Source organism: Rhizobium sp. G187, assembly GCF_051549525.1.
GTDB lineage: Bacteria > Pseudomonadota > Alphaproteobacteria > Rhizobiales > Rhizobiaceae > Allorhizobium.
Window position 1 is genome coordinate 570,265 of record NZ_JBPUGM010000003.1, and the last position, 25,993, is coordinate 596,257.

20 protein-coding genes are annotated in these 25,993 nt (G+C 60.7%); 16 read left to right on the forward strand and 4 right to left on the reverse strand.

Features of this window, described 5'->3' with window-relative positions; genetic code table 11:
* Window positions 1–10 precede the first annotated feature (10 nt).
* The 10 genes from ACSV9I_RS11915 (at window position 11) to ACSV9I_RS11960 (ending at window position 11,649) form a co-directional block, all read left to right on the forward strand.
* On the forward strand, window positions 11–562 hold the full coding sequence (locus ACSV9I_RS11915; RefSeq protein WP_054157239.1) for a sarcosine oxidase subunit gamma: 552 nt from the start codon (window positions 11–13) through the stop codon (window positions 560–562).
* 91 nt (window positions 563–653) lie between these two features.
* Window positions 654–1,916 carry a hypothetical protein gene (locus ACSV9I_RS11920; RefSeq protein ID WP_438329035.1) on the forward strand — a complete coding sequence of 421 codons (1,263 nt, stop codon included), beginning with the start codon at window positions 654–656 and terminating at the stop codon, window positions 1,914–1,916.
* A gap of 164 nt (window positions 1,917–2,080) precedes the next feature.
* Window positions 2,081–3,196, forward strand: a complete 1,116-nt coding sequence (locus tag ACSV9I_RS11925; protein WP_438329036.1) for a metallophosphoesterase — start codon at window positions 2,081–2,083, stop codon at window positions 3,194–3,196.
* 170 nt (window positions 3,197–3,366) lie between these two features.
* Window positions 3,367–5,793: a GcvT family protein gene (locus ACSV9I_RS11930; protein WP_438329037.1), complete on the forward strand. Its 2,427-nt coding sequence runs from the start codon at window positions 3,367–3,369 to the stop codon at window positions 5,791–5,793.
* Between the two features lie 277 nt (window positions 5,794–6,070).
* Window positions 6,071–6,973, forward strand: coding sequence for a branched-chain amino acid ABC transporter permease (locus tag ACSV9I_RS11935; protein WP_054157243.1), 903 nt, complete (start codon window positions 6,071–6,073; stop codon window positions 6,971–6,973).
* A gap of 4 nt (window positions 6,974–6,977) precedes the next feature.
* The gene (gene livM / locus ACSV9I_RS11940; protein WP_438329038.1) at window positions 6,978–8,372 is read left to right on the forward strand and encodes a high-affinity branched-chain amino acid ABC transporter permease LivM; all 1,395 of its coding nucleotides are present in this window, start codon (window positions 6,978–6,980) and stop codon (window positions 8,370–8,372) included.
* Entirely contained in the window at window positions 8,372–9,244 is an 873-nt protein-coding gene (locus ACSV9I_RS11945; protein ID WP_438329039.1) for an ABC transporter ATP-binding protein, read from the forward strand. The genes livM and ACSV9I_RS11945 overlap by 1 nt, the downstream gene beginning before the upstream one ends.
* Entirely contained in the window at window positions 9,244–9,972 is a 729-nt protein-coding gene (locus tag ACSV9I_RS11950) for an ABC transporter ATP-binding protein (RefSeq protein ID WP_054157246.1), read from the forward strand. Before ACSV9I_RS11945 ends, ACSV9I_RS11950 begins: the two co-directional genes overlap by 1 nt.
* Window positions 9,973–9,990: 18 nt before the next feature.
* Complete coding sequence (locus tag ACSV9I_RS11955; RefSeq protein WP_438329040.1) at window positions 9,991–10,344, forward strand: DUF6867 family protein; 354 nt, start codon at window positions 9,991–9,993, stop codon at window positions 10,342–10,344.
* A gap of 186 nt (window positions 10,345–10,530) precedes the next feature.
* Complete coding sequence (locus ACSV9I_RS11960; protein WP_438329041.1) at window positions 10,531–11,649, forward strand: branched-chain amino acid ABC transporter substrate-binding protein; 1,119 nt, start codon at window positions 10,531–10,533, stop codon at window positions 11,647–11,649.
* A gap of 293 nt (window positions 11,650–11,942) precedes the next feature.
* Here the strand turns inward: ACSV9I_RS11960 and ACSV9I_RS11965 are convergent, their stop codons facing one another.
* The gene (locus ACSV9I_RS11965; protein WP_438329042.1) at window positions 11,943–12,869 is read right to left on the reverse strand and encodes a response regulator; all 927 of its coding nucleotides are present in this window, start codon (window positions 12,867–12,869) and stop codon (window positions 11,943–11,945) included.
* Window positions 12,862–16,245 (reverse strand): hybrid sensor histidine kinase/response regulator, encoded by a 3,384-nt coding sequence (locus ACSV9I_RS11970; protein WP_438329043.1) that lies wholly within the window; start codon window positions 16,243–16,245, stop codon window positions 12,862–12,864. Before ACSV9I_RS11970 ends, ACSV9I_RS11965 begins: the two co-directional genes overlap by 8 nt.
* 114 nt (window positions 16,246–16,359) lie before the next feature.
* Here ACSV9I_RS11970 and ACSV9I_RS11975 point away from each other — a divergent pair, with 114 nt between their 5' ends.
* Complete coding sequence (locus ACSV9I_RS11975; RefSeq protein ID WP_438329044.1) at window positions 16,360–16,680, forward strand: hypothetical protein; 321 nt, start codon at window positions 16,360–16,362, stop codon at window positions 16,678–16,680.
* A gap of 22 nt (window positions 16,681–16,702) precedes the next feature.
* On the opposite strand, the gene ACSV9I_RS11980 is transcribed toward ACSV9I_RS11975, so the two are convergent.
* The gene (locus tag ACSV9I_RS11980; RefSeq protein ID WP_438329045.1) at window positions 16,703–19,246 is read right to left on the reverse strand and encodes an HWE histidine kinase domain-containing protein; all 2,544 of its coding nucleotides are present in this window, start codon (window positions 19,244–19,246) and stop codon (window positions 16,703–16,705) included.
* Complete coding sequence (locus ACSV9I_RS11985) at window positions 19,247–19,789, reverse strand: biliverdin-producing heme oxygenase (protein WP_438329046.1); 543 nt, start codon at window positions 19,787–19,789, stop codon at window positions 19,247–19,249. It abuts the gene before it with no gap.
* Between the two features lie 225 nt (window positions 19,790–20,014).
* Between ACSV9I_RS11985 and urtA the strand changes: the two genes are divergently transcribed.
* The 5 genes from urtA to urtE all read left to right on the forward strand — a co-directional run bounded on the left by urtA (window position 20,015) and on the right by urtE (window position 25,898).
* On the forward strand, window positions 20,015–21,304 hold the full coding sequence (urtA, locus tag ACSV9I_RS11990; RefSeq protein ID WP_054157256.1) for an urea ABC transporter substrate-binding protein: 1,290 nt from the start codon (window positions 20,015–20,017) through the stop codon (window positions 21,302–21,304).
* A 195-nt stretch (window positions 21,305–21,499) separates the two neighbouring features.
* Window positions 21,500–23,104, forward strand: a complete 1,605-nt coding sequence (gene urtB, locus ACSV9I_RS11995) for an urea ABC transporter permease subunit UrtB (RefSeq protein ID WP_438329047.1) — start codon at window positions 21,500–21,502, stop codon at window positions 23,102–23,104.
* On the forward strand, window positions 23,101–24,267 hold the full coding sequence (gene urtC / locus ACSV9I_RS12000) for an urea ABC transporter permease subunit UrtC (protein ID WP_438329048.1): 1,167 nt from the start codon (window positions 23,101–23,103) through the stop codon (window positions 24,265–24,267). Before urtB ends, urtC begins: the two co-directional genes overlap by 4 nt.
* 4 nt (window positions 24,268–24,271) lie before the next feature.
* The gene (gene urtD / locus ACSV9I_RS12005; RefSeq protein WP_438329049.1) at window positions 24,272–25,027 is read left to right on the forward strand and encodes an urea ABC transporter ATP-binding protein UrtD; all 756 of its coding nucleotides are present in this window, start codon (window positions 24,272–24,274) and stop codon (window positions 25,025–25,027) included.
* A gap of 175 nt (window positions 25,028–25,202) precedes the next feature.
* Window positions 25,203–25,898 carry an urea ABC transporter ATP-binding subunit UrtE gene (gene urtE / locus ACSV9I_RS12010; protein ID WP_054157260.1) on the forward strand — a complete coding sequence of 232 codons (696 nt, stop codon included), beginning with the start codon at window positions 25,203–25,205 and terminating at the stop codon, window positions 25,896–25,898.
* Window positions 25,899–25,993: the final 95 nt, after the last annotated feature.

Consider the following 25,993-nt stretch of genomic DNA (forward strand, 5'->3'; position numbering starts at 1 on the left):
GGACCCTGCTATGCCGGTGACCTATGCTGCCCGTCACGTGCTCGAGGACCACATTTCCGGTTTCGAGGCGGCTCCCAATCCGCACCATCTGTCCATTCTGCGTTCGCCCGTCGTCTTTTCTGTGCTGGCCCATGCCGGACATGAGGCCGATATCGATGAGGCGCTGACGAATTTTGAGGATGTGCATGTCCGCCTTTGCGGCCCCGGCGAATGGCTGGTGGTCAGCGAGACCGTGGCCGCGGATACGATCGAGCGGCAACTGCTTGATCTCGGCCAAGCTCGCGTATCCTTCGTCGATCAGAGCGATGGACGGGTGGTGCTTTCGATCCGTGGCCCGAGGGTGCGCTCGATCCTGGCCAAATGTACCGCAGTTGATCTCCATCCTGATCTGTTCGAGATCGGCCAGTCTAGCAATTGCCAGATCTGCCATGTCGCCGGCAATCTGGCGCGCACCGGCGAGGATGTCTTCGAGATCGTCGTGATGCGTTCGTTTGCCGGTTACGTCTTCGATGCGATTTCCGAAATGGGCCGTGAATTCGCGCTGACCGCGGGCTTTGCGTGAGGGGCATTGCCTAGCCTGTGACGCCTGACCTTGAGAGGTGCTGGCGACGACACTACACCTCGGACCGGTGAAATACCGGGACGGGGAGGGAATGGTTTTGCAGCAGGTTTCGAAAACAATCGTGCTCGAGACCGACGTCGCCCATCTTGTGCTCTTTCATCCCGACGATCTTATTCACGCCGAGCATTGGCCGATTGCCTGGTATGCCGAGACCTTCATCTATCCCGCCGAGAGCGCTGCCCAGCGGCTGATCGCCTGGTCCACTGGATTTGACGGTGTCTTCAAGCTGCGCCTGACCACGGGTGAGATCACAGCCCAGGAGCAAGCGTTTTCCGGGCCGAGTTGGGTCTTTGCCTATCGCGTTCGTCATGGCCGCGTCCTTGTCGACAATTCTGATGCTTTGCCTGGCGTCGAGCAGATGACGGACCCGTCGGAGCGCCCTGATCTCTGGTTCGAGCTTGCCGATGGTGACTATGCCGTGACAGTGACGGCTGTGGAGTGGGAGGCAGAGCCGGGAGCCCGTGAAGAGGGGCACGAGACCTTGCCCAATTATGTGGTCGCGTTCTCGCCGCTTGACGGTCGCTTGATCGATCCGGCACGACGACCGCCAGATCTGATCGGATCGCGCAGTGCGGTGGCCAACGATCAGCCCTTCGTCTCTCGACCCTATCCGCCTGATCCGATCGATTTTGGCAGGCTCTATCCGGCTTTTGTCGCCGGCGATATCGCCCCCGTTGGTCGTTCATTCGACAGTTGCGGCGAAGCGCCGATCATGGCCGCCGTTCCGCCGGGTGGTGACGATTTCGCGATCTTCGACATTCCCTTCGTCATCGCCTCCGATCTTGTGCCCGGTGCGGCTGCGGTCATCGCCACCTGCCATGGGGTGCGTGGACGTCCGCAGGAGCAAAAACTCTACAGTCTCAAGGCCGAGCACGCAGTCGAAATCGCGGCAGTCGAGGGCTTTTGTCGGGATGGGGCATTCATGTGCGCGCAGACGCAAGACTCCCACGCGCATCTTCCGCAGTCGATGCGGGAGAATGCCCTGGTGGCTGTAAGGATTGCCCCACTTGCCACGGCCAAGGATGGCCCGGCATGCGTCGATCTCCGCGTTTTCAAGGCCGAGATCCTGGCAGACCTTCGTGGTGGCGGCGTTCTCGGTGCGCGGCTTGGCGGGCTTGCGGGCTATGAGGCTCTGCGGCTTTCCGCTTCAGACGCCCCCGCATTCTTTGCCGATTGGCTGCTCGACCATCTTCCGCTGGCCGGCCGTGATCGACTGAGGACCAGCCTACTGCCGGTCAATAATCGGTTCGCGGCGCTGGAGCGGACCTATAGCGCGCTCTGCGGTGGCAAATAGGGCCTGGTAACCCGCAGCGCGGAGTGGACAGGCGACGTCAAAACGGCATCTGCTCTTGTCGTGGGCGCCCAGGCTCCCATATGCGAAAGCCTGCCTCCCTGTGACCAACAGTATCCGGGCCTCCCGGTCCTTCTGATCAATCGCTCCAATCTCCGGTCTCCCTGATGTTTCATCTCATATTGACGCTGCCCTGGCTGGTCGTTGCGACCCGCTTTATTCTGCCGCTGCAATGGCCTTGGCCGGCGAAGCTGGCGCTGGCGCTTGTCCTGCTGGTCGCCTCGCAATATCACTTCTTCAGCCGCCTTTCCTCGGGTTCGGTCTTCGCGCCGGAGTTTCCGCGCGAGCTTGTGATCGCTTTTAACTTGCTGTTCGGTGCTCTGGTATTCCTCGCGGTCATGCAGCTGGTGGCTGATCTCGTCAGCCTTGTGCTGTTTGCCGTGAAGGGTGGCTTTCCGGTGCTGCCAAGTGGCCTGCGCTATGCCATGGGGGTGGCGGCTCTCGGGCTTGCTGGTCTGGGTGTCGCACAGGCGATCATCGTGCCTCCAGTGAAGCGGATCGAGGTTTCGATCCCGGGCCTTGCGGCGGAATTCGATGGCTACCGTATGGTGCAACTGACCGACATGCATATCAGCCGGCTATTTCCGGCCAAGTGGACCGAGGCTGTCGTGGCGCGGACCAATGCGCTTGATGCGGATCTGGTGGTGATCACCGGCGACCTGATCGATGGCGATATCGAGATGCGACGTGACGATGTGCGTCCGCTTGCCGGATTGCGGGCGAGGGACGGCGTGCTCACCGTTCCCGGCAATCACGAATATTTCTTCGATGTCGACCGCTGGATGAACTATTTCGCCGGCCAGAACATGCAGGTGCTCTCGAATGCGCATCAGGTGATCACCCGCGGTGAGGGCCGGCTCGTGATTGCCGGCGTCACGGATCTTTCAGCATCGCAGAGCGGGGCGCCGGCACCTGACGTCGCCGGTGCCATCCGCAATGCACCCGATGGTGTGCCAATCATCCTCCTCGATCATCAGCCGATGATGGCCGATGGCGCTGCAAAGCTTGGTATCGCCCTTCAGCTCTCTGGCCATACGCATGGCGGCATGGTGCGCGGTCTCGACCGGATCGTGGCGAACGCCAATAACGGCTATGTCTCGGGCTTCTACCGGATCGGCGCCATGCAGCTCTATGTCAACAATGGTACCGGCCTGTGGCCCGGCTTTGCGCTGCGCCTTGGCGTTCCGGCGGAGCTCACGGAGTTTACACTCCGGCGGGGGTAAGGGAGCACCCGGCGCAAGCTCCGTGTTCCGGCGCCGGCGTTGTGGACGGCGTCCAGAGAACACTGACTTTGGCTGATGCGACATCTTTCGTCGCAGCATGGTCTTCTGGCTTTCACGTGCGCGATCTAGCTTTGGCAGAAATTCATTTGCTGCCAAGGGAGCGTCTTTCCATGAAAAGCCATGCGCGTGTCGTCGTGATCGGCGGAGGTGTCGTCGGGTGTTCGGTGCTCTATCACCTGACCAAGTTCGGCTGGACCGATGTCGTGCTCATCGAGCGTTCCGAGCTTACCTCTGGTTCCACATGGCATGCGGCGGGCGGGATGCACACGATCAATGGCGACCCGAACGTTGCCAAGCTGCAGAAGTACACGGTCGAGCTCTACAAGGAGATCGAGGAGTATTCCGGCCAGGATATCGGTCTGCACATGACATCGGGCCTGATGCTGGCGGCCACCAAGGAGCGATTCGACTGGATGAAGTCGTTGCTTGCCAAGGGCAAGTATGCCGGCGGCGAGGCGACGCTGATTTCCGCGCAGGAAGCCTATGAAATGATGCCGCTGCTTGATCCCAAGCAGTTTGTCGGCGCGGTCTTTGATCCCCATGAAGGCCATCTTGACCCCTATGGCACCACCCATGCCTATGCGAAGTCGGCCAAGAAGAACGGGGCGGAGATCTATCTGCACACCAAGGTCGAGGATCTGGTGCAGCTGGAAGACGGCACCTGGCGGGTGATCACCGACAAGGGCGAGATCCGCTGCGAACACGTCGTCAACGCCGCCGGCCTCTGGGCGCGCGAGGTGGGGCGCATGGTCGGGCTGGAACTGCCGGTGCTCGCCATGGAGCACATGTATCTGATCACCGAGGACATGCCCGAGGTCATCGAGTTCAACAAGACCACTGGCAAGGAGCTGATGCATTGCGTCGATTTCGATGGCGAGATCTATATCCGTCAGGAGCGCAACGGCATGCTGATGGGGACCTATGAAAAGGACTGCCGTCCCTGGTCGCCGATCGAGACGCCCTGGACCTTTGGCCATGAGCTTCTCGCAGAAGACCTGGAGCGCATCACGGGCGAGCTCGAAGTCGGGTTCCGCCATTTCCCGGCCTTCAACAATGCTGGCATCAAGAAGATCATCAACGGCCCCTTCACCTTCTCGCCGGACGGTAACCCGCTGGTCGGGCCTGTGCGTGGCATGACGAATTTCTGGTCGGCCTGCGCGGTCATGGCGGGCTTCAGCCAAGGCGGTGGCGTTGGTCTGACGCTTGCCAACTGGATCATCGAGGGCGATCCTGGCTTTGATGTCTTTGCCATGGATGTCTGCCGCTACGGCGATTACGCGACACTTGCCTATACCAATGCCAAGGTACGCGAAAACTATTCCCGCCGCTTCTCGATCCGTTATCCCAATGAGGAGCTGCCGGCTGGTCGGCCGCTGCTGACCACGCCGATCTACGACAAGCTGAAATCGGCGGGTGCCGTCTTCGGGGCTTCCTATGGGCTTGAGACGGCGCTGTGGTTTGCGCCAGATGGCGTGGAGGACGCGTTTTCGTGGCGCCGCTCGACCGATTTCGAAGCCGTGGGTCGTGAAGCCAAGGCCGTGCGCGAGAGCGTCGGCCTGATGGAAACCTCGGGCTTTGCCAAATACATGGTGAGCGGGGAGGGATCTCGCGCCTGGCTTGATCAGATGCTCGCCTGCAAGCTGCCGGAAGTGGGCCGCATGGCCCTTGCCCCGATGCTGAACGACGCCGGCAAGCTGATCGGCGACTTCACGGTCGCCAATCTCGACGACGAGGACTTTCTGATCATCGGTTCAGGCATTGCCGAGGACTACCACATGCGCTGGTTCGAGGAGCATCTGCCGGAGGACGGTTCTGTCGATGTCGAAGCGCTTGGCCTCAGCCTTCTCGGCCTCGCCATTGCCGGACCGAAGGCGCGCGACGTGCTGGCAAAGCTGACGCATCTCGATGTCTCCGACGAGGCGATGCCGTTCATGACCATGCGCGAGATGGATCTCGGCATGGCGCCTGTCTTCGTCGGACGCGTCAGTTATACCGGCGATCTCGGCTACGAGATCTGGATGCGGCCGGAATATCAGCGCCATGTCTTCGAGGCGCTGATGGAGGCGGGCGCTGAGTTTGGCATCGCGCTTTTCGGCCTCAGGGCCTTGAATGCACTCCGGCTGGAAAAGGGTTTTGGCAGCTGGTCGCGCGAGTACCGGCCGCTCTACGGGCCGCTCGAAGCGGGGCTGTCGCGTTTCGTGGCCTTGAAGAAGCCGGCTGACTTCATCGGCAAGAAGGCGGCGATGGAGGAGAAGCTGGCGGGCGGTACGCTTCGCCTGCGGACCTTCGTCGTCGATGCCAAGGATGCAGACGTACTGGGCGACGAGCCGATTTCCTACAATGGCGAAGTGCGCGGCTGGGTAACGTCAGGTGGCTATGCGCATGCGAGTGGCGTTTCGGTTGCCCTCGGCTATGTGCCGAAGGAAATCGCGGACGAGATCGAGGGCTGGTCTGTGGAAATCCTCGGGGAAACCCTCTCCGCAAGATTGCAGCCGCAGTCGCTTTTCGACGCGAACGGGTCGCGAATGAGAAACTGAACTGATTTCGGCAAAAGTGGCCTTGCATTCATTCCATTAAGTATTCTGGCGGGCCACCCCTGGTGGCCTGCTGATTTCATAAGCTTTTTCTGCCTCGTTCTCGCCATGGTTGACCGGATTTGCGTCAAACTGTTGGTTAACAGTAACATTTTGTCTCGCTAATGCCTTTTTGGCTTCACATTTTCGGACAAAACGATATGGAATCCCCCAACGCCTACGCCCGCAAGGGACAACAAAAAATGAGACGCGACATACAGGAGCGTCCGGGGGATAATATATGGAGTACTTTATCCAGCAGCTCATCAACGGGCTGACTCTTGGATCCATCTATGGCCTCGTGGCTATCGGCTATACGATGGTTTACGGTATCATCGGCATGATCAACTTCGCCCATGGCGATATATTCATGCTTGGCGGCTTTGCTGCTCTGATCGTCTTCCTCATCCTGACCTCTTTCTTTGCCGGTATCCCGGTGGCACTCGCGCTTCTGATCATGTTGGTCATCGCGATGCTGATGACAGGTTTGTGGAACTGGACGATCGAACGCGTTGCCTATCGTCCGCTGCGCGGCTCGTTCCGCCTTGCGCCGCTGATCACTGCGATCGGCATGTCGATCGTTTTGTCGAACTTCATCCAGATCTCTCAAGGGCCGCGCAACAAGCCGATCCCGCCGCTGGTCAGTGATGTCTTGCATATCGGCAATGTCACGATTGCGCTCAAGCAGGTGATCATCGTCGTCATCACTGCAGTCCTGCTCGCCGCTTTCTGGTACATCGTCAATAAGACTCCGCTTGGACGGGCGCAGCGCGCGACCGAGCAGGATCGCAAGATGGCCGCGTTGCTCGGCGTCGATGTCGACCGCACGATCTCGGTCACCTTCGTCATGGGTGCTGCCCTCGCATCGGTGGCCGGCACCATGTACCTGATGTATTACGGCGTTGCCTCGTTCAACGACGGCTTCATTCCCGGCGTGAAGGCCTTCACGGCTGCGGTTCTGGGTGGCATCGGCTCGCTGCCGGGTGCCGTTCTCGGTGGCCTGCTGATCGGCCTCATCGAGTCGCTCTGGTCGGCTTATTTCAGCATCGCTTACAAGGACGTCGCCACTTTCGGCATCCTGGCTTTCGTGCTGATCTTCAAGCCCACCGGCATCCTCGGACGTCCGGAAGTCGAGAAGGTTTGATCCCATGACCACATCTGCAAACGTCACCGGTGCCGCTTCGTCCGGCACGCTCACGCGCGCCCTCAAGGAAGGCCTGTTCGCCGGCATCCTCTCTCTCGGCCTGTTCGCGCTCTACATCGGCATCAAGACCGATCAGAACATGTCGAACGAACTGATCTGGTATACGCGCTGGGGCCTTCTGGCATCCTTTGTCGCCATCGCCGCTGTCGGCCGCTTTGCCATGGTTGCCTTCGTTGCGCCCTGGTTCCAGGCCCGTAAGGAGAAGAACTCCGCCTCGATGCCGGTTCACGACATCGATGCCAAGCCGAGCTTCTTCAAGACGCATTTTCTGAAGATCGCACTGCTTGCGCTCATCCTCTATCCGCCGGTCATCCTCGCGCTGACGGGTGTGCAGGGGTCGCTGAAATATGTCGACAACTTCGGCATTCAGATCCTGATCTACGTCATGCTCGCCTGGGGTCTGAACATCGTCGTTGGCCTCGCTGGTCTGCTCGATCTCGGTTATGTCGCCTTCTATGCGGTCGGCGCCTATTCCTACGCGCTGCTCGCCCAGAATTTCGGCCTGTCCTTCTGGCTGCTGCTACCGCTTGCCGGCATTCTGGCTGCCTTCTGGGGCATCATCCTCGGCTTCCCGGTCCTGCGCCTGAGAGGCGACTATCTTGCCATCGTGACGCTCGCCTTCGGTGAAATCATCCGACTGGTGCTGATCAACTGGCAGGACGTCACCAAGGGCACGTTCGGCATCTCGAGCATTCCGAAGGCCACTTTCTTCGGCATCGAGTTCAATGCCTCGGCTGACGGTTTTGCCAAGACCTTTGGTCTGCCGATGTCCTCGGCATACTACAAGATCTACCTGTTCTACGTCATCCTGGCGCTCTGCTGCCTGACGGCCTATGTCACAATCCGCTTGCGCAGCATGCCGATCGGCCGTGCCTGGGAAGCCTTGCGTGAGGATGAAATCGCCTGCCGTTCGCTCGGCATCAATACCGTCACGACCAAGCTGACTGCGTTTTCGATCGGTGCGATGTTCGGCGGCTTCGCGGGCTCCTTCTTCGCCGCTCGTCAGGGCTTCGTCTCGCCGGAAAGCTTCGTCTTCCTCGAGTCGGCTGTCATCCTCGCCATCGTCGTTCTCGGCGGCATGGGATCCCTGACCGGTATTGCGATTGCGGCGATCGTGATGATCGGCGGCACGGAAGCGCTCCGCGAGATGGAGTTCCTGAAGCACATCTTCGGTGACGATTTCACGCCGGAACTCTACCGCATGCTGCTCTTCGGCCTGGCCATGGTTGTGGTCATGCTGTTTAAGCCGCGCGGTTTCGTGGGCAGCAGAGAGCCGACGGCCTTCCTCAAGGAGCGCAAGGCCGTCTCGGGCAGCTTTACCAAGGAAGGTCACGGCTGATGATCTCCGGGAACACGACAATGAACCAAGACACGATCCTGAAGGTCGAGCATCTGTCGATGCGTTTTGGTGGCCTCATGGCCATCAACGACTTCTCCTTCGAAGCCAAGCGCGGCGAAATCACCGCGCTGATCGGGCCGAACGGTGCGGGCAAGACCACGGTCTTCAACTGCATCACCGGTTTCTACAAGCCGACGATGGGCATGATCACGATGAACCAGAGGTCGGGCCAGCAGCATCTGCTGGAGCGCCTTCCGGATTTCGAGATCACCAAGAAGGCGAAGGTCGCGCGTACTTTCCAGAATATTCGGCTGTTCTCCGGCCTGACGGTTCTCGAAAACCTGCTGGTTGCCCAGCACAATGCGCTGATGCGGGCCTCGGGTTATACCGTGCTCGGCCTGCTCGGCATGCCGGCCTACAAGAAGGCCGCTGCCGAGGCGATCGAAAAGGCACGTTACTGGCTCGAAAAGGCCGATCTGATCGATCGCGCCGACGATCCGGCCGGCGACCTTTCCTATGGTGCCCAGCGGCGCCTGGAAATCTGCCGTGCCATGTGCACCGGGCCGGAACTGCTTTGCCTGGATGAACCGGCTGCCGGTCTCAACCCCAAGGAATCGCTGGTGCTCAACGCGCTTCTGCGCGGCATCCGCGACGAAGGCGCGTCGCTGCTTCTGATCGAGCATGACATGTCTGTGGTCATGGAGATTTCCGACCATGTCGTCGTTCTGGAATATGGCCAGAAGATTTCCGATGGTACGCCGGATCACGTGAAGAACGACCCGAAGGTCATCGCGGCCTATCTGGGCGTCGAGGATGAAGAATTGGATGAAGCTATCCAGGAAGTCGAAGCAGTTGCCGGGGGAGAAGCCTGATGTCCTCTGAACCGCTTCTGAAAGTCGAAGCCGTCGAAACCTATTACGGCAATATCCGTGCGCTCTCGGGCGTCGACGTCGAAGTCCACAAAGGTGAGATCGTGTCGCTGATCGGTGCCAATGGCGCCGGCAAGTCGACGCTGATGATGACGATCTGCGGCAGCCCGCAGGCGCGCTCCGGCAAGGTGATCTTCGACGGCGAAGACATCACCAGCGTGCCGACGCACCTGATCGCGCGCAAGCGCATCGCGCAGTCGCCGGAAGGGCGCCGGATCTTCCCGCGCATGACCGTGCTTGAAAACCTGCAGATGGGGGCCGGGCTCGACAACCTGAAATACTTCAAGGAAGACGTGGAGAAGGTGTTCGACATGTTCCCGCGCCTGAAGGAGCGTCAGACCCAGCGCGGCGGCACGCTGTCCGGTGGTGAGCAGCAGATGCTGTCGATCGGCCGTGCGCTGATGTCGCGGCCGAAGCTCCTCTTGCTGGACGAGCCGTCACTGGGTCTCGCACCGCTGATCGTCAAGGGCATTTTCGAGCAGATCAAGCGCCTCAACAAGGAAGAAGGTCTGACCGTTTTCCTCGTCGAGCAGAATGCCTTTGCCGCATTGAAACTGTCTGACCGCGCCTATGTCATGGTCAATGGCCGCGTCACCATGAGCGGCACGGGCAAGGAACTGCTCGCCGATCCGTCCGTCCGGGCGGCCTATCTCGAAGGCGGCCATCATTGAGCGCGGGGGAGTACTGACATGCAAGGACTGTTTTTCGAATCTGATACGACCGTGCGCGTCGTTCTGCGCTTCCTCGTGCTGATCCTGGGTTTCTGGACGGCCTGGCGCAGCGGCAAGGCTGTTGCCGAGAACTGGCAGAGCTACGGTACCGTGTTTCTCTACATCCTCGGGTTGGCAGTGGCGATGCGGTTTCTGCATTACTCGCTGTTCGCCGGCCCCTTCATCAGCCCCTTCTACTACGTCATCGACGTGGTGCTGCTGCTGGCCTGGGCAATTGCCGGTTTCCAGTCCCGCAGAACGACCCAGATGGTCGACAACTACTACTGGCTCTATGAGAGAACCTCGTATTTCTCGTGGAAGAACAAAGATTGACAAGCTGTTGTTTTCTGTCACAGATTGGCGACAGAAGGCTCCAGCTTGAGACTTTCAGGGCTCCGGCCTCAACTAAGCAAGGCCTCGGCCTGAAACAAAAAGTGGAACAGCTTTCCGGCGCAGTCTGAGCGGGGATTGCGCAGGGTTTAAAAAACGGACCCGCAATAAAAACTTGGGAGTTACACTATGAAGAAGTCTCTTCTTTCGGCGGTTGCGCTGACGGCCCTGGTTGCCTTCAGCGGCAATGCCTATGCCGAAATCCTGGTCGGCGTTGCCGGCCCGCTGACCGGTCCGAACGCCGCTTTCGGCGCGCAGCTCCAGAAGGGTGCCGAGCAGGCAGCCGCCGACATCAACGCAGCTGGCGGCATCAACGGCGAACAGATCAAGATCGTTCTCGGCGATGACGTTTCCGACGCCAAGCAGGGTGTTTCGGTTGCCAACAAGTTCGTTGCTGATGGCGTCAAGTTCGTCGTCGGTCACTTCAACTCTGGCGTCTCGATCCCGGCTTCTGAAGTTTATGCCGAAAACGGCATCCTGCAGATCACGCCTGCTTCGACCAACCCGAACTTCACCGAGCGCGGCCTGTGGAACACCTTCCGCACCTGCGGCCGTGACGACCAGCAGGGCGAAGTCGCCGGCAAGTACATTGCCGACAACTTCAAGGATGCCAAGGTTGCTGTCGTTCACGACAAGACGCCTTACGGCCAGGGTCTCGCTGACGAAACGAAGAAGGCCATGAATGGTCTCGGCGTTACCGAAGTGATCTACGAAGGCATCACCCCCGGTGAAAAGGACTACTCGGCGCTGATCGCCAAGATGAAGGAAGCCGGCGTTTCCGTCGTCTACTTCGGCGGTCTGCACACCGAAGCCGGCCTCATCCTGCGCCAGATGGCGTCGCAGGGCCTGACCGCAACCATGATGTCGGGCGACGGTATCACCTCGAACGAACTGGCTTCGATCGCTGGCGACGCAGTTAACGGCACGCTGATGACCTTCCCGCCGGATCCGCGCCAGAACCCGAACGCTGCTGACGCTGTGAAGAAGTTCCGCGACGCTGGCTTCGAACCGGAAGCCTACACGCTGTACTCCTACGCTGCCCTGCAGGTTATCGCAGAAGCTGCGAAGGCTGCTGCAACCAATGACTCGGAAGCTGTTGCGACCGCGCTCAAGGAAAAGGGTCCGTACACGACCGTTATCGGCGAACTCGGCTTCGACGCCAAGGGCGACATCACCCGTCCGGACTACGTCATGTACACCTGGAAGAAGGGCGACGACGGCAAGTACTCGTACTTCCAGAACAAGTAATCGATCCGCATCGCGGTTTGATGGAAAGCCCGGCCTCGCGCCGGGCTTTCTGCGTTTCGGGGATGAGGGATTTTGGATTTCACCTATTGGCAGCCGGCATAGAGTTTCGTCGGCGCGCGTGATGGCGGGCCTGCAAATTCCACCTTGCAGGCTCGCATGGGCTGGCGCATTTTCGACGGGCGACGGGCGACGGGCGACGGGCGACGGGCGACGGGCGACGGGCGACGGGCGACGGGCGACGGGCGACGGGCGACGGGCGACGGGCGACGGGCGACGGGCGACGGGCGACGGGCTTACGGCTCCCGGAGTGCATGCGCAGCCTTCACGGCGGCGGAGGCACGGTTTTCGACGCCGAGTTTGGCGTAGATCTGTTCTAGATGCTTGTTCACCGTGCGGGACGACAGTCCGAGGATTTCGCCGATATCGCGATTTGCCTTGCCTTTCGCGATCCAGAGCAGCACTTCGCTCTCGCGCTGTGTGAGGCCGAAATGTTCGCGCAGCAATTCGTCTTCGCTCTGGCGATTGGCCGAGGTCAGGCGGAAGAGATATTCGTCGGCGCCAATCGTGCCGAGGAGGGAGAGCGCGAGCGGCAGGCTATCAGCCTGGAAGGTGAAGCCGTTTTCAGATGAGAGCGCAGACGATGGCGTCGAGCGTCTTTTAGCAAGCCAGGCAGCAGCGGCTTTTGCCACTTCGCCAATCCCATCGGCTGTCGTGGTGGCGGTTTCAATCAGTCGGTTCGCCTGGGGTGTCGTCCAGTGGACCTGCCCGTTGCCTCGGATGGCCAGCAGATGGCGGCCTGCCGCGTCGAGTGCCACGCGTGCGCTCTGGGCGGAGCGGGCATTTGACAGGTGGACCCGGATGCGGGCGCGCAATTCGTCGATGTTGATCGGCTTGGTCAGGTAGTCAACGCCGCCGGATTCGAGCGCCTTCACCACGTGTTCGGTCTCGGTCAGGCCGGTCATGAAAATCACCGGCACCTGCGCCGCCGCCGGATCGGCTTTCAGCGCGCGGCATGTCTCAAAACCATCCATTCCGGGCATCATGGCGTCAAGCAGAACAAGGTCGGGGCTGATGCGGTTGACGATCGAAAGGGCAGCATGGCCGGAGGTGGCGATCAGCACGGAATAGCCTGCCGCCTCCAGCGCTTCCGTGAGGAAGCCGAGTGTGTCGGGGCTGTCATCGATCAGGAGAACGATGTCGCGGCGGGCTGCTTCAGCCATTGATCGTCTCCTTGCCAGTTTCGAACGAGGTCAGGAAACCGCGCAGTCCGGCGAGATCGAAGGCCTGCAGATATGTGCGGGCCGTCTCTAAAAAGGCTGGGTTGCTGCCGGTCTCGCCGAGTTCGGCGAGCTTGGCCTCGATGCCGCGGACATAGCCGATGTCGCAGAGGCTGAGCAACTCCTCGATATGGGCAGGCCCCGGAGAGATCGGTTTTTCCCGCTGATTTATCCGCTGAACTGGTCGTTGGTCGTCAGCATAGATCCAGTCGAGGCCGAGGAAGCGGGCAAGCTTGTCGCGCAGACGCGTGATGTCGACCGGCTTGGTGATCGCATCGTCATGGCCCTCGCCGCCGGGGGCAGGGGCGTCGCCGACATTGGCGGAGAGCATGAGAATCGGCGCCTTCTGGCCGGCATCGCGGAGTTTCTCCACCAGTTGCCAGCCATTCATGCCGGGCATGGAAATGTCGACGAGGAAGAGATCTGGACGCACGCCATCGATCAAGGTGAGGCATTCCGGTCCGCCGGCTGCCGTCAGAACGACGAAGTCAAGCGGTGCCAGAACCTCCCGCATCAGTTCGCGGTGGTCCTCATTGTCATCGACCACGACGATGGTGCGTTGCGGGCCGGTATAAGAAACGATCTTCCGCTCCGGCGCGGGGGCTGTGTTCGGCCGGTCGATCGCCGACAGCATCAGCCGGACCTTGAAACTCGATCCCTTGTCGTGCTCGCTGGTGACGGCGATTTCGCCACCCAGCGTATTGGTCAAGAGTTTGGTGATCGTCAGGCCGAGGCCGAGGCCGGGCAGGGGGCGCACACTCTCGGCCTCCCCGCGCTGGAAGGGTTCGAAGATCCGGTTGATGTCCTTGTCCGCAATTCCACGGCCGGTGTCTGCCACGGTGAAGGTTGCCACCTGGCTGCGATAGGCAACGTCAAAACGGATCGTGCCCTTGTCGGTGAACTTGATCGCGTTGGAGAGGAGGTTCACCAGGATCTGGCGCAAACGGCGCTCGTCGGTGCGCACATAGAGCGGCAGGTTCTTTGACCGCTGATGCTCGAAGAGCAGACCTTTGGCAGCTGCTTGCGGTGCGAACATGTCGGTCAGCTGGTCGAGGAAATCCTGGATGTTGACCTCGTTGGAAAAGACCTGCAGGCGGCCCGCCTCGATCTTTGAAATGTCGAGCAGTCCGTCGATCAGACCGGACAGGTGATCGGCCGAGCGCCGGATGACCTTGATCGCCGACTGCCGTGGTGCAGGGATGGTCTCGTCACGTTCGAGGATCTGGGCGTAGCCGAGCACGGCATTGAGCGGCGTGCGCAGTTCGTGGGAGAGGCCGACGACATAGCGGCTCTTGGCGCGGTTGGCCGATTCGGCCGTTTCCTTTGCATTCTGCAGGGCGGCATCGGTCTTGCGGTGAGCCGCGATCTCCTTCAGCAGCAGCGTGTTCTGGCGCGAGGATTCTTCTTCCGCCACGACCCGGCTGTCATGGGCGAGTACATAGAACCAGGAGACGATGCCGGCAATGATGGCGAAGATGAAGAAGACAACGGTTACCGTCTGGTTCACCACCGTTGCCATTTGTGGTGTTGCCGCATTCACCTGATGGGCAATCAAGGCGAGGATACCGCCGATCACGGAAATCGACAGCATGGCCGTGAAGGCGTAGCGCCCGAGACGTGTCGAGAGCTTTGCCAGGATCGTTTCGGAAAGGAAGGTGCGGGCCACCGCGCCGGCCTGGGCGTTGATTTTGGCCTTGGGCTTGCACATGTCGTGGCAGCGGCTGTCCAGTGTGCAGCATAGCGAGCAGATCGGCGCGGCATAGGCGGGACACCAGGCCATGTCCTCGGGCTCGAACGGATGTTCACAGATCGAACATGTGATCTCGGTCAGGTTCTTCCAGCTCTGGCGCGGCTTGCGGGCAAGGTAGAATTTGCCGCCCGTGCTCCAGGCGATCAGGGGAGAGATGACGAAGGCGACGAGGGTGACATAGGTCGAAAGAGAGGCGGCGAGGGGCCCGAAGGCGCCGAAATGGGCGGCGAGCGACAGTGTTGCCGACAGGGCCATGGTGCCGCAGCCGACCGGATTGATGTCGTAGAGATGGGCGCGCTTGAACTCGATACCTGGCGGCGAGAGGCCGAGCTTCTTGTTGATGAAGAGGTCGGCGGAGATGGCGCAGAGCCAGCTCATGGCGATGATCGAGAAGATGCCGAGTGTCTGCTCCAGCAGGCGGTAGATGCCAAGTTCCATCAGCAGGAGCGCGATGGCAACGTTGAACACCAGCCAGACGACGCGGCCCGGATGGCTGTGGGTGAGGCGCGAGAAGAAGTTCGACCAGGCGAGCGAACCGGCATAGGCGTTCATCACGTTGATCTTCAGCTGCGAGATCACCACGAAACCGGCCATCAGCAGAAGCGCTGCCGTCTCGTTCGGTAGCATGTAGCCGAAGGCCGCCACATACATGTGAGCCGGGTCTGCGGCTTCCCCGATCGGTACGCCGGTTGACAGTGTCAGCACCGCGAGAAAAGAGCCGGCGAGCAGCTTTGGTACGCCAAGCACCACCCAGCCGGCGCCGGCAAGAAAGATCGCAATGCGGTGATGCAGGCGGCGTGCGCCTTCCGGCGGCAGGAAGCGGAGGAAGTCGACTTGTTCGCCGATCTGCGGCATCAAAGCCAGGATCACCGCTGACGCCGCACCGAACTCCAGAAGATCGAAGGGGGCTGCCTGGCCAAGGCCTGCATTGGAGTGATTGACGCCGGCAAAGGCGCGCCAGAGGTCGATCTTTTCCCAGTCGAGAAAGGCGATGAAGATGAAGGGCAGGATATTGAGGATGATCCAGACGGGTTGCGTGATGAGCTGGAACTTTGAGATCATCCGCACGCCATAGGTGACCAGCGGCAGAACGACGACGGCGGAGATGATGTAGCCCAACCAGAGCTGTATGCCGAAGGTCAGCTCCAGCGCCTTGGTCATGATCGAGGCCTCGATGGCAAAGAGCATGAAGGTGAAGCTGGCATAGATCAGCGAGGTGATGGTTGAGCCGATATAGCCAAAGCCGGCACCGCGGGTCAGGAGATCGATGTCGACGCCGTGGCGGATCGCATATTTGCTGATCGGAATGCCAACCAGCAGCATCAGGATGGCGGCAACGATGATGGCGAAGAAGGCGTTGGTGGTGCCATAGGCAATCGTGATCGTGCCGCCGATCGCTTCCAGTGCCAGGAAGGAGATCGCGCCGATGGCTGTCTGTGAAATCCGGCTCGACGAAAACTGCCGCGCGCTCTTTGCCGTGAAGCGCAGCGCATAGTCTTCGAGCGTCTGGTTCGCGACCCAGCGATTGTAGTCACGGCGAACAGGGATGATGCGTTGGCGGGCCGGCATGCCTAAAATCTGGCGCTCTCTATGGAGTGATAGTGATTTAGGCATTGTCATGGGATTGCCCCGAATAGCAAGGGGTGATCAGGGTTTGATGCTGCCGTCGTGGTCGTCCAGTTGATGCGCGAGAACGCCGTCAACGAGGATGCGCTCGACACCGAGGAAGCTTCTGTGGTCGCCGACTGCCTCGTTGGTATCGTCGCCATGCGGATGGGGATCGCTACAGCCGCCGAGGAGGCGACCTTAGGCGTAAAGCACGACGCCGTGCTTACCGCACGCGGGCCGGAGGGGGCGCTTGAGATGTTGAGATATCTCTACAATACCTCGGCACGGCAATTTGCCTCGCCGGTTCACAGAGAGCGGGTCTATGCCGGCTTTGCGTCGCAAGTCGAGCGCAAGTTCGGGGTTCGGTTCATTCCCCCGGAACGTGCGGGCGCCTAGCGGCGCACCGGTCGGGGCCCTTTCAGCGATCTTGCAGACGGTCAGACAGAGCCCGGACGAGTGCTGCCGCATCATAGGGCTTGCGCACGACCGGGACGTCGAGGAATTCCTCGGGCACGATCGAGCGGTCGTCATAGCCGGTGGCGAAGAGGAAGGGGATGCCGAGCCGGGCGAGTTCGATGGCGACCGGGACAGAGGTGTCGCGACCGAGATTGATGTCGAGGATGGCGATTGCCGGCCGGAACGTCTTCAACCTGTTGAGTGCATCGGTGCTGGAACTTGCCGTGACGACGGTGTCGATGCCGGCATCTGCCAGCATCATCTCCGCATCCATGGCGATCAGGACCTGATCCTCGACGAGAAGGACCGGTACGTTGACGTCGCGCAGCGTCATGTCTGTGGGACCCTCGATGTCCATTTCTCTCTGTTCCACCGGTTGTCCTTCCGTGTCCCAATTGAGGAAGCGGCCCGGCAGGCTGAATGTAGCCGTCAGACCCTCGGGTCGATAGTCCAGGTGGCTCGTCCCGCCGAGGTCGTAGGGGATACTACGCTCAATAAGAGCGGTTCCGAAACCCTTGCGGCCGATGTCGCCGAGCCTCGGGCCGCCATTTTCCTGCCAGTGTATCCGGCATTCGCCCTCGTCACCGACGGTCCAGGAGATCGTCAGGCTGCCGCCGGGGCGCGAGAGCGCCCCATATTTTGCGGCATTTGTGCAAAGCTCATGGATCACCAGTGCTGCGACCGCATGGGCGCGCGCGTCCAGTGTCACGGCCGGGCCATTCAGCGAAAAGCGTGTCGCTCCGGCGCGGTAGGGCAGAAGCTCTGCTTCGATCAGATCGGCCAGCGTTCCGCCGCCACCGCCGCGCGTCACCTGGTCATGGGCGTGCGACAGTGCGTGTATGCGGCCCCTGAGGGAGCCGATATAGTCATTGATCCCGATCTCGTCCGTGCTGGGGGCCGCGACCAGCGACTTGATTACGGCGAGGATATTCTTAACGCGGTGGTTCAGTTCCTCGTTCAGCATGCGCTGGCGGACATCAGCCTTGCTGCGCTCCTCCTCCATCACCTCGTTGTGGCGGAGGACGATTTCGACGGTCGCTGCCCTGATTGCCTCGGCAATTTCCAGATCGGTCTCGCGCCAGGGTTCGGCCTGCCGCTGCACGGTTTCCTTCCAGATCGCGAAACTCTTGCGCGGTGTCAGCCGGTCGCCCAAAGGGCCTGTTTCGTATGACTTTTCCGGGTTTCCTGCCCAGTTCAGTGTCTGCAGGCGTTCCTTGCGGAAGAACAGCAGGTAGTCCCGCGGCAATTGTGACAACGGCACGGCCATGACCCCGGAGACATCCTTGTAGTAGGCCTCGGCCGGAAGGAAGAGTTTCGACAAGGTGTCCGTGGCCCAGATCTGGCCGGACGCCACGCTGCCGATGAACTTTACCAGATCAGCCTCCTGGCCAAGTGGTGGTGTCGTGCCGTAGGTCTTCCAGTTGCCGTTCATCCGCAGTCCGACACCATCACAGGCAAACAGCTTCTGGAATTCGGGCAGGGCCTCGGTGAGGATCTCCTCGATATCGATGCGGCTCGATGCGGCCTGCAGGAAGCGATCAAGTGAGCGGCGGGCTTCGGTCGCGATGTCGAGCTTGCGCTTTTGTTTCAGTGCCAGGAGATGGAGGGAAAAGAACTCGCCGAACATTTCGGCGGCGATCCGCTCCGACATGGTCAGGGTCTTCGGCGCATAGTGATGGCAGGCGATCAATCCCCAAAGACGGTCATTCAGAATGATCGAGATCGACATGGAGGCAGAGACCCCCATGTTGCGGAGATATTCGCAGTGGATGGGGGAGACGCTGCGCAGATGGGCGAAGGAGAGGTCCAGCGGCTCGCGCTGCTCTTCCTCGGTCGGGAGGAGCGGCACGCGGGCGCCGCTTGCGTCTGCGATTACCCGGATCGGATTTTGCATGTAAAGCGTTCGGGCCTGGCGCGGAATGTCGGTTGCGGGGAAATACTGCCCGAGGAAGCTTTCAAGATCGGGGCGCTTGGCTTCAGAGGCGACCTTGCCCGAGCCATCATCCTCAAAGCGGTAGACCATCACGCGGTCATAGCCGAGCACGCTGCGCACCAGACGCGCCGAGGCATGGATCAAGGCTTCGATATCGGCGATATCTTTCACCCGGCCGATCATTTCGCGCGCCAGCTGCAGGGGCTGTGTGCGGCGCAGGGACGGTTCGAATTCGAGAATGGCCTCGGCCTTTTGCCGATGGACCGCAATGTCGAAATAATCGCCGTTCGGCAGACGCAGATGCGCAATGACTGCGGGCCGGCTGGCATCGGGCGCCATGGCGATCGCGTTGCGCAGATCGTGCACGGCCTCTTCCCCGATCAGATCGACGAGCAGCGCTCCTCCGATTTCATGATCTGTGCGGAGCATGCTCGCTACGTTGGCGGAGTGGCGCTTGACCCTCGTAATGCCGGGATCGGACGCGATCAGGCAGCCATGCGGCTGGATGGCGCCGGGAATGTGGATGGGTTCGCGGTCACAATTTGACAGATCAACGGTAGCGGAGGGCTGCATCTAGGGACTTTCGAAGGCTCGGCGGGCATAGTCGAAGGCGGTGTTGGCCCATGCCGCAGCTGCCTGCTGGTCATATACGCACACTCTCTCCATACGTGATGAAAACGCGGGCCAGTTCGAAAGGTTCCGTGCCTGGGAAAAAAGATGTCTGGCTGCGAAGCAGTCGGTGTAGCCGAGTTTTTCCGCCCGTTTGGCAAGCAGGCGGGCGCCAAGCGCCGAGCCTTCCAGAACATAGAGCAGTCCGAGCAGGCCGTTGCCGGGCGGCGGTGCAAATGGATGCATCGGTTCCGGAATGTCCAGGTCGAGATCGGCGAGGTCCTGGCGCATTTCCCGGTCATAGATCCCGGGGCGCCAGTCTTCCAGTTCAACCGGCATTGCCTGGGTGCCGAGCCAGGCATCGATTGGCAGGCGAAAACGGGCCATGCCGACGAGATAGCGGCGATAGGCCTGCTCGCTATCGAAATCGCCGATGAGATCGTCAAGCGATTGGTGCGCTGCAGCGGTGGCCTGTTTCAACTGGTTGCGACGAGAAGGGAGGTCCATGGGCGTCCTTGCTTTGGGACGCCATGTTACGCGCTATCGGGCCTGCAATACAACCGTCTCAAAAAGAGGGGAGATCCGAACCCTGGTGCGCCGGGTCGCTTTTACCCCTGCCGCCTACGTCAAACGACGTATACGGTTTTGCGACGCAGCATCCGATAGTCCCCTTCAGCAACGGTTAACTCTCATTAACCGACCGGTTGCAAACAAGAAGAGGGGTTCACGACAATGACTTTGAAGATGAAGCTCACAGGCGCGCTGCTGGGCGCCATGCTGTCGACGACAGCCTTCCACGGCGCGCTTGCCGCTGATGACACGATCAAGATCGGCGTTCTCCACTCGCTGTCCGGCACGATGGCGATTTCCGAGACGACGCTTAAAGACGCCATGCTGATGCTCATTGAAGAGCAGAACAAGAAGGGTGGCGTTCTCGGCAAAAAGCTTGAAGCTGTCGTCGTCGACCCGGCTTCCGACTGGCCGCTCTTTGCCGAAAAGGCGCGCGAGCTGATCGAAAAGGACAAGGTTGCGGCCGTCTTCGGTTGCTGGACCTCGTCTTCGCGCAAGTCCGTTCTGCCGGTGTTCGAAGAGCTGAACTCGATCCTCTTCTACCCGGTCCAGTACGAGGGTGAAGAATCCTCGCGCAACATCTTCTACACGGGTGCCGCTCCGAACCAGCAGGCCATCCCGGCCGTCGACTACCTGGCTGAAAACGAAGGCGTCGAGCGCTGGGTTCTCGCCGGTACCGACTATGTCTACCCGCAGACCACGAACAAGATCCTCAAAGCCTATCTGATGTCCAAGGGCGTTGCCGAAGAAGACATCATGATCAACTACACGCCGTTCGGTCATTCCGACTGGCAGACCATCGTTTCCGACATCAAGAAGTTTGGCTCGGCAGGCAAGAAGACCGCCGTCGTCTCGACCATCAATGGCGACGCGAACGTGCCGTTCTACAAGGAACTCGGCAACCAGGGCATCAAGGCTGAAGACATTCCGGTCGTCGCCTTCTCCGTCGGTGAAGAAGAACTCGCCGGTCTCGACACGGCACCGCTGGTCGGCCATCTCGCTGCCTGGAACTACTTCCAGTCCGTCGATGCCGACGTCAATGCCGAGTTCATCGAAACCTGGCACGCCTTCACCAAGAACGACAAGCGCGTGACCAACGACCCGATGGAAGCCGCCTATATCGGCTTCAACGCCTGGGTTAAGGCCGTAGAAGCTGCCGGCACCACCGACACCGACGCCGTGCTCGACTCGATCATCGGCGTTTCTGTTCCGAACCTCTCGGGCGGCACCTCCACCGTCATGCCGAACCACCACATCACCAAGCCGGTGCTGATCGGTGAAATCCAGGCCGACGGCCAGTTCGAAATCGTCCAGCAGACCCCGGCTGTCGTCGGTGACGAATGGTCGGATTACCTGCCTGACTCGAAGGACCTGATCTCCGATTGGCGCAAGCCGATGGAATGCGGCAACTTCAACGTTGCCACCGGCAAGTGCGGCGGCAAGGGTAGCTGATAATCCCCTTCTCCCTTCAGGGAGAAGGTGGTCCGAAGGACACAGTGCAACACGTTGCGCTCGTGATGAGGGGGAGGCGAAGCCTTACGGCTCCCCCTCATCGCCTTGCATCCGCTCGACACTTCTCCCCGCGAGGGAGAAGAGGGAGCAAGCCGCAATCACCGATTTCCTGGTGGGCGACGGGGGACTGCCATCATGATACATCGAATTCTCACACTGCTTTTCATCCTCCTTGCCTTCGCCGCGCCCTCTATGGCGCAGAGCGACCCGCGCGAACTTCTCAACGCGCTCGGCAAGGCCAATTTCAAGCAGGCCGAAGAGCTGCTCGGGCAGATCGCGGCAACCGCCGATCCGCGAGTCGTGCCAGCCCTTGAGGCCTTTGCCGAGGGCGATCTCTACGCCCGCAAATCCGACGGCGCCGTCTTCATCACCAAGGCTGCCGGTCGCAACCTTTCGGTCATCGATCCGCTCTCGGGCGAAACGGTGGGCGAGGAGCCGAAGGGCGCTCTCACCAAGGTCAAGGTCAACAATACCCTGCGCCGGGCCATCCGTTCTGCGCTCGGCGGTCTGACATTGCTCAGCCCTGACCGCACCGTCCGCTTGACGGCGGCCCAGTCCGTCCTGCAGTCGCCAAGCGCGGAAAATCTCGACCTGGTCGAGGCAGCCCTTGCCAAGGAAACAGACAAGGAAGTGAAGGCACGCATGGAAGAGGCGAGGGCCGTCTCGGTGCTTGCTTCGGATCGCTCGGCAGACGAGAAGCGCGCCGCGATCGAGACGGTTGCTTCGCTCGGCGGTCGGGAAGCGATCGGCATCCTGATGTCGGTATCTGCGACCATCGATGAGAGCCTGAAGCCCGATCTCGATGCGGCCATCGAGGGCATCGAAAGCAGTCTGCTGTTTTGGGATATGGGCCAGAATGTCTGGTATGGCGTCTCGCTCGGCTCCGTCCTTCTGCTCGCCGCCATCGGTCTTGCCATCACCTTTGGTGTGATGGGCATCATCAACATGGCGCATGGCGAGATGGTGATGATCGGGGCCTATTCCACCTTCATGGTGCAGCAGGTGATCCGCACGAACTATCCCGGCCTGTTCGACTGGTCGCTGGCGATTGCACTGCCGGTCGCCTTTCTGGTCACTGCAGCCGTCGGCCTCGTGATCGAACGCGGCGTCATCCGTTTCCTCTATGGCCGGCCACTCGAAACCCTGCTCGCCACCTGGGGGATTTCGCTGATCCTGCAGCAGACGATCCGTTCGATCTTCGGCCCGACCAACCAGGAAGTCGGCAATCCCTCCTGGATGTCCGGTTCCTTTGCGCTTGGTGGCCTCACCATCACCTGGAACCGCATGTGGATCGTGCTGTTCTCGCTCACCATCTTCTTTGCGCTTCTTGCCCTGATGAAAAAGTCGTCCTTCGGTCTGCAGATGCGCGCCGTCACCCAGAACCGGCGGATGGCTTCCTCGATGGGCATCCGCACGCCCTGGGTCGATGCCTTCACCTTCGCGCTCGGCTCAGGCATTGCCGGCATTGCCGGTGTGGCGCTCAGCCAGATCGATAATGTCAGCCCGAACCTTGGTCAGTCCTACATCATCGACAGTTTCATGGTCGTGGTCTTTGGCGGGGTGGGCAATCTCTGGGGTACCTTTGTCGGCGCGCTGTCGCTCGGCATCCTCAACAAGTTCCTCGAACCCTCGGTCGGGGCCGTGCTTGGCAAGATCCTCGTGCTCGTCCTGATCATTCTCTTCATCCAGAAACGTCCGCGCGGCCTGTTCGCGCTCAAGGGAAGGGCGGTGGAAGCATGATTAGCGGTTTCATCCTGCGTGCACTCGAAGGCAAGATCCTCATCGCTGCCGGTCTTCTCCTCGCCTTTGCGCTGCTCGTTCCGGCTCTCAACCTGCTGACGCCGGTCGACAGCCCGCTGCATGTGCCGACCTACATCATGTCGCTGCTTGGCAAGTATCTTTGCTATGCGCTGCTCGCGCTCGCCCTCGATCTTGTCTGGGGCTATTGCGGCATTCTCTCGCTCGGCCACGGCGCCTTCTTCGCGCTCGGCGGTTATGCCATGGGCATGTATCTCATGCGCCAGATCGGTTCGCGCGGCGTCTATGGCGATCCCGTTCTGCCCGACTTCATGGTCTTCCTGAACTGGAAGGAACTGCCGTGGTTCTGGCATGGCATGGACATGTTCCCTGTCGCCATGGCCATGGTCCTGATCGTGCCGGGGCTGCTCGCCTTCGTCTTCGGCTGGTTCGCCTTTCGCTCCCGCGTCAACGGCGTCTATCTCTCGATCATCACCCAGGCGATGACCTATGCGCTGCTTCTTGCCTTCTTCCGCAATGATATGGGTTTCGGCGGCAATAATGGTCTGACCGACTACAAGGAAATCCTCGGCTTCTCCGTCCAGGCGGATGGAACGCGGGCGGTGCTCTTTGCCCTCTCGGCGATCTTCCTCGCGCTTTGCCTGGTCATCGCCTCGGCGATCACCCGGTCCAAGTTCGGCAAGGTGCTGGTCGGGGTGCGCGATGCGGAAAGCCGCGTGCGCTTCCTCGGCTACCGAGTCGAGAACATCAAGCTCTTCACCTTCGTCGTTTCTGCGATGATGGCGGGCATTGCCGGTGCGCTCTTCGTGCCGCAGGTCGGCATCATCAATCCCGGCGAATTTGCGCCGGCAAATTCCATCGAAGTCGTCGTCTGGACGGCCGTCGGCGGGCGCGGGACGCTGATCGGGCCGATCATCGGCGCGATCCTGGTGAATGTTGGCAAAAGCTATTTCACCGGCGCCTTTCCGGATCTCTGGCTGTTTGCGCTCGGCGCCCTCTTCATCGGCGTCACGCTCTTCCTGCCCAAGGGCATCGTCGGCACGGTGCAGCAGTATCTTGCCCGTCGGAAGGATTATGCGGCTGCCGCAAAGGCGGATGCCGCCAATGACGCCGACCCAAAGGCAACCCCGGTAGCGGCGGAGTGATCAGATGAGCGACCAGACCACCACAAGCCTGCTCTATCTCAACGGTGTCTCCGTCTCGTTCGATGGCTTCAAGGCGCTGAATTCGCTGTCCTTCATCGTCGAGCCCGGCGAATTGCGTGCCATCATCGGCCCGAACGGGGCCGGCAAGACGACGATGATGGACATCATCACCGGCAAGACCCGACCCGACAGCGGCGAGGTGTTCTTCGACGGCGGCAAGATCGATCTCACAAGCAAAGACGAGGCGGAGATTGCCCAACTCGGCATTGGCCGGAAGTTCCAGAAGCCGACCGTGTTTGAGAGCCACACTGTCTGGGACAATCTCGAACTCGCGCTCAATCGCAAGCGCGGCGTCTTCGCCACCCTGTTCTACAGCCTGACCGCTGCCGACAAGGCCCGGATCGAGGAAATCCTCGATACGATCCGCCTGACCTCTCGCGCCCAGGATCTCGCTGCCAATCTCAGCCATGGCCAGAAGCAGTGGCTGGAGATCGGCATGCTGCTCGCCCAGGAGCCGAAGCTTCTGCTTGTCGACGAGCCGGTCGCCGGCATGACCGATGCGGAGACGGCCGAGACGGCCATCCTGCTCAAGGAAATCGCCAAGACCCGCTCGGTGGTCGTTGTCGAACACGACATGGGCTTCATCCGCGAACTTGGCGTCAAGGTCACGTGCCTCGCGGAAGGCTCGGTGCTGGCTGAAGGTTCAATCGATTTCGTCTCGAATGACCAGAAGGTCATCGAGAACTATCTGGGGCGGTGATGGCCAAGTGTCCTTTTCCCCTCCCCAACCCCTCCCCACAAGGGGGAGGGGCTGTCTCCGCCTTCGACCTCGGAGATTGGAGCAAGCGCTATCGGTTCGGTCTCTCCCCCCTTGTGGGGGAGATGGCCGGTAGGCCAGAGGGGGTATTTTTCTTGCTCATTCGGGGGACAAACCCATGCTGACAGTCGACACCATCAACCTCCACTACGGCGCGGCGCAAGCTCTCCGCGGGGTCTCGATCAATGCCGAAATGGGCAAGATCACCTGCGTGCTCGGTCGAAACGGCGTCGGCAAGTCGTCGCTGCTCCGCGCCATCACCGGCCAGCATGCGGTGTCGGCGGGCACCATCACCTTCAACGGCACGAAGCTCAATGGCATGGCGCCGTTCAACCGGGCGCGCAACGGCGTTGGTTACGTGCCGCAGGGCCGAGAAATCTTTCCGCTGTTGACGGTGAAGGAAAACCTCGAGACTGGTTATGCGCCGCTCGACCGCAAGGACCGCTATATCCCCGACGACATCTTCAGCCTGTTTCCGGTGCTGGATTCGATGCTGTCGCGGCGCGGCGGGGATCTCTCTGGCGGCCAGCAGCAACAGCTCGCCATCGGTCGTGCCATGGTCACGCGGCCGAAGATCCTTGTGCTCGACGAACCGACCGAGGGTATCCAGCCATCGATCATCAAGGATATCGGCCGGGCGATCCGTTACTTGCGCGACACCACCGGCATGGCGATCCTGCTGGTCGAGCAATATCTCGATTTCTGCCGGGAGCTTGCCGATCACGTCTACATTATGGATCGCGGCGAAATCGTGCATCAGGGGGCGGCCGAAACACTGGATACGCCGGAAGCGCGGCGGCATCTCACAGTGTGATCACAGTGCAAGGCTGTGTTGACCATTTGTTAAGCCTGACGGGTTGAAGCTGAAGGAGGGCGTGATAGTTTTCGCGCATCTGCTAACCGAAGGCA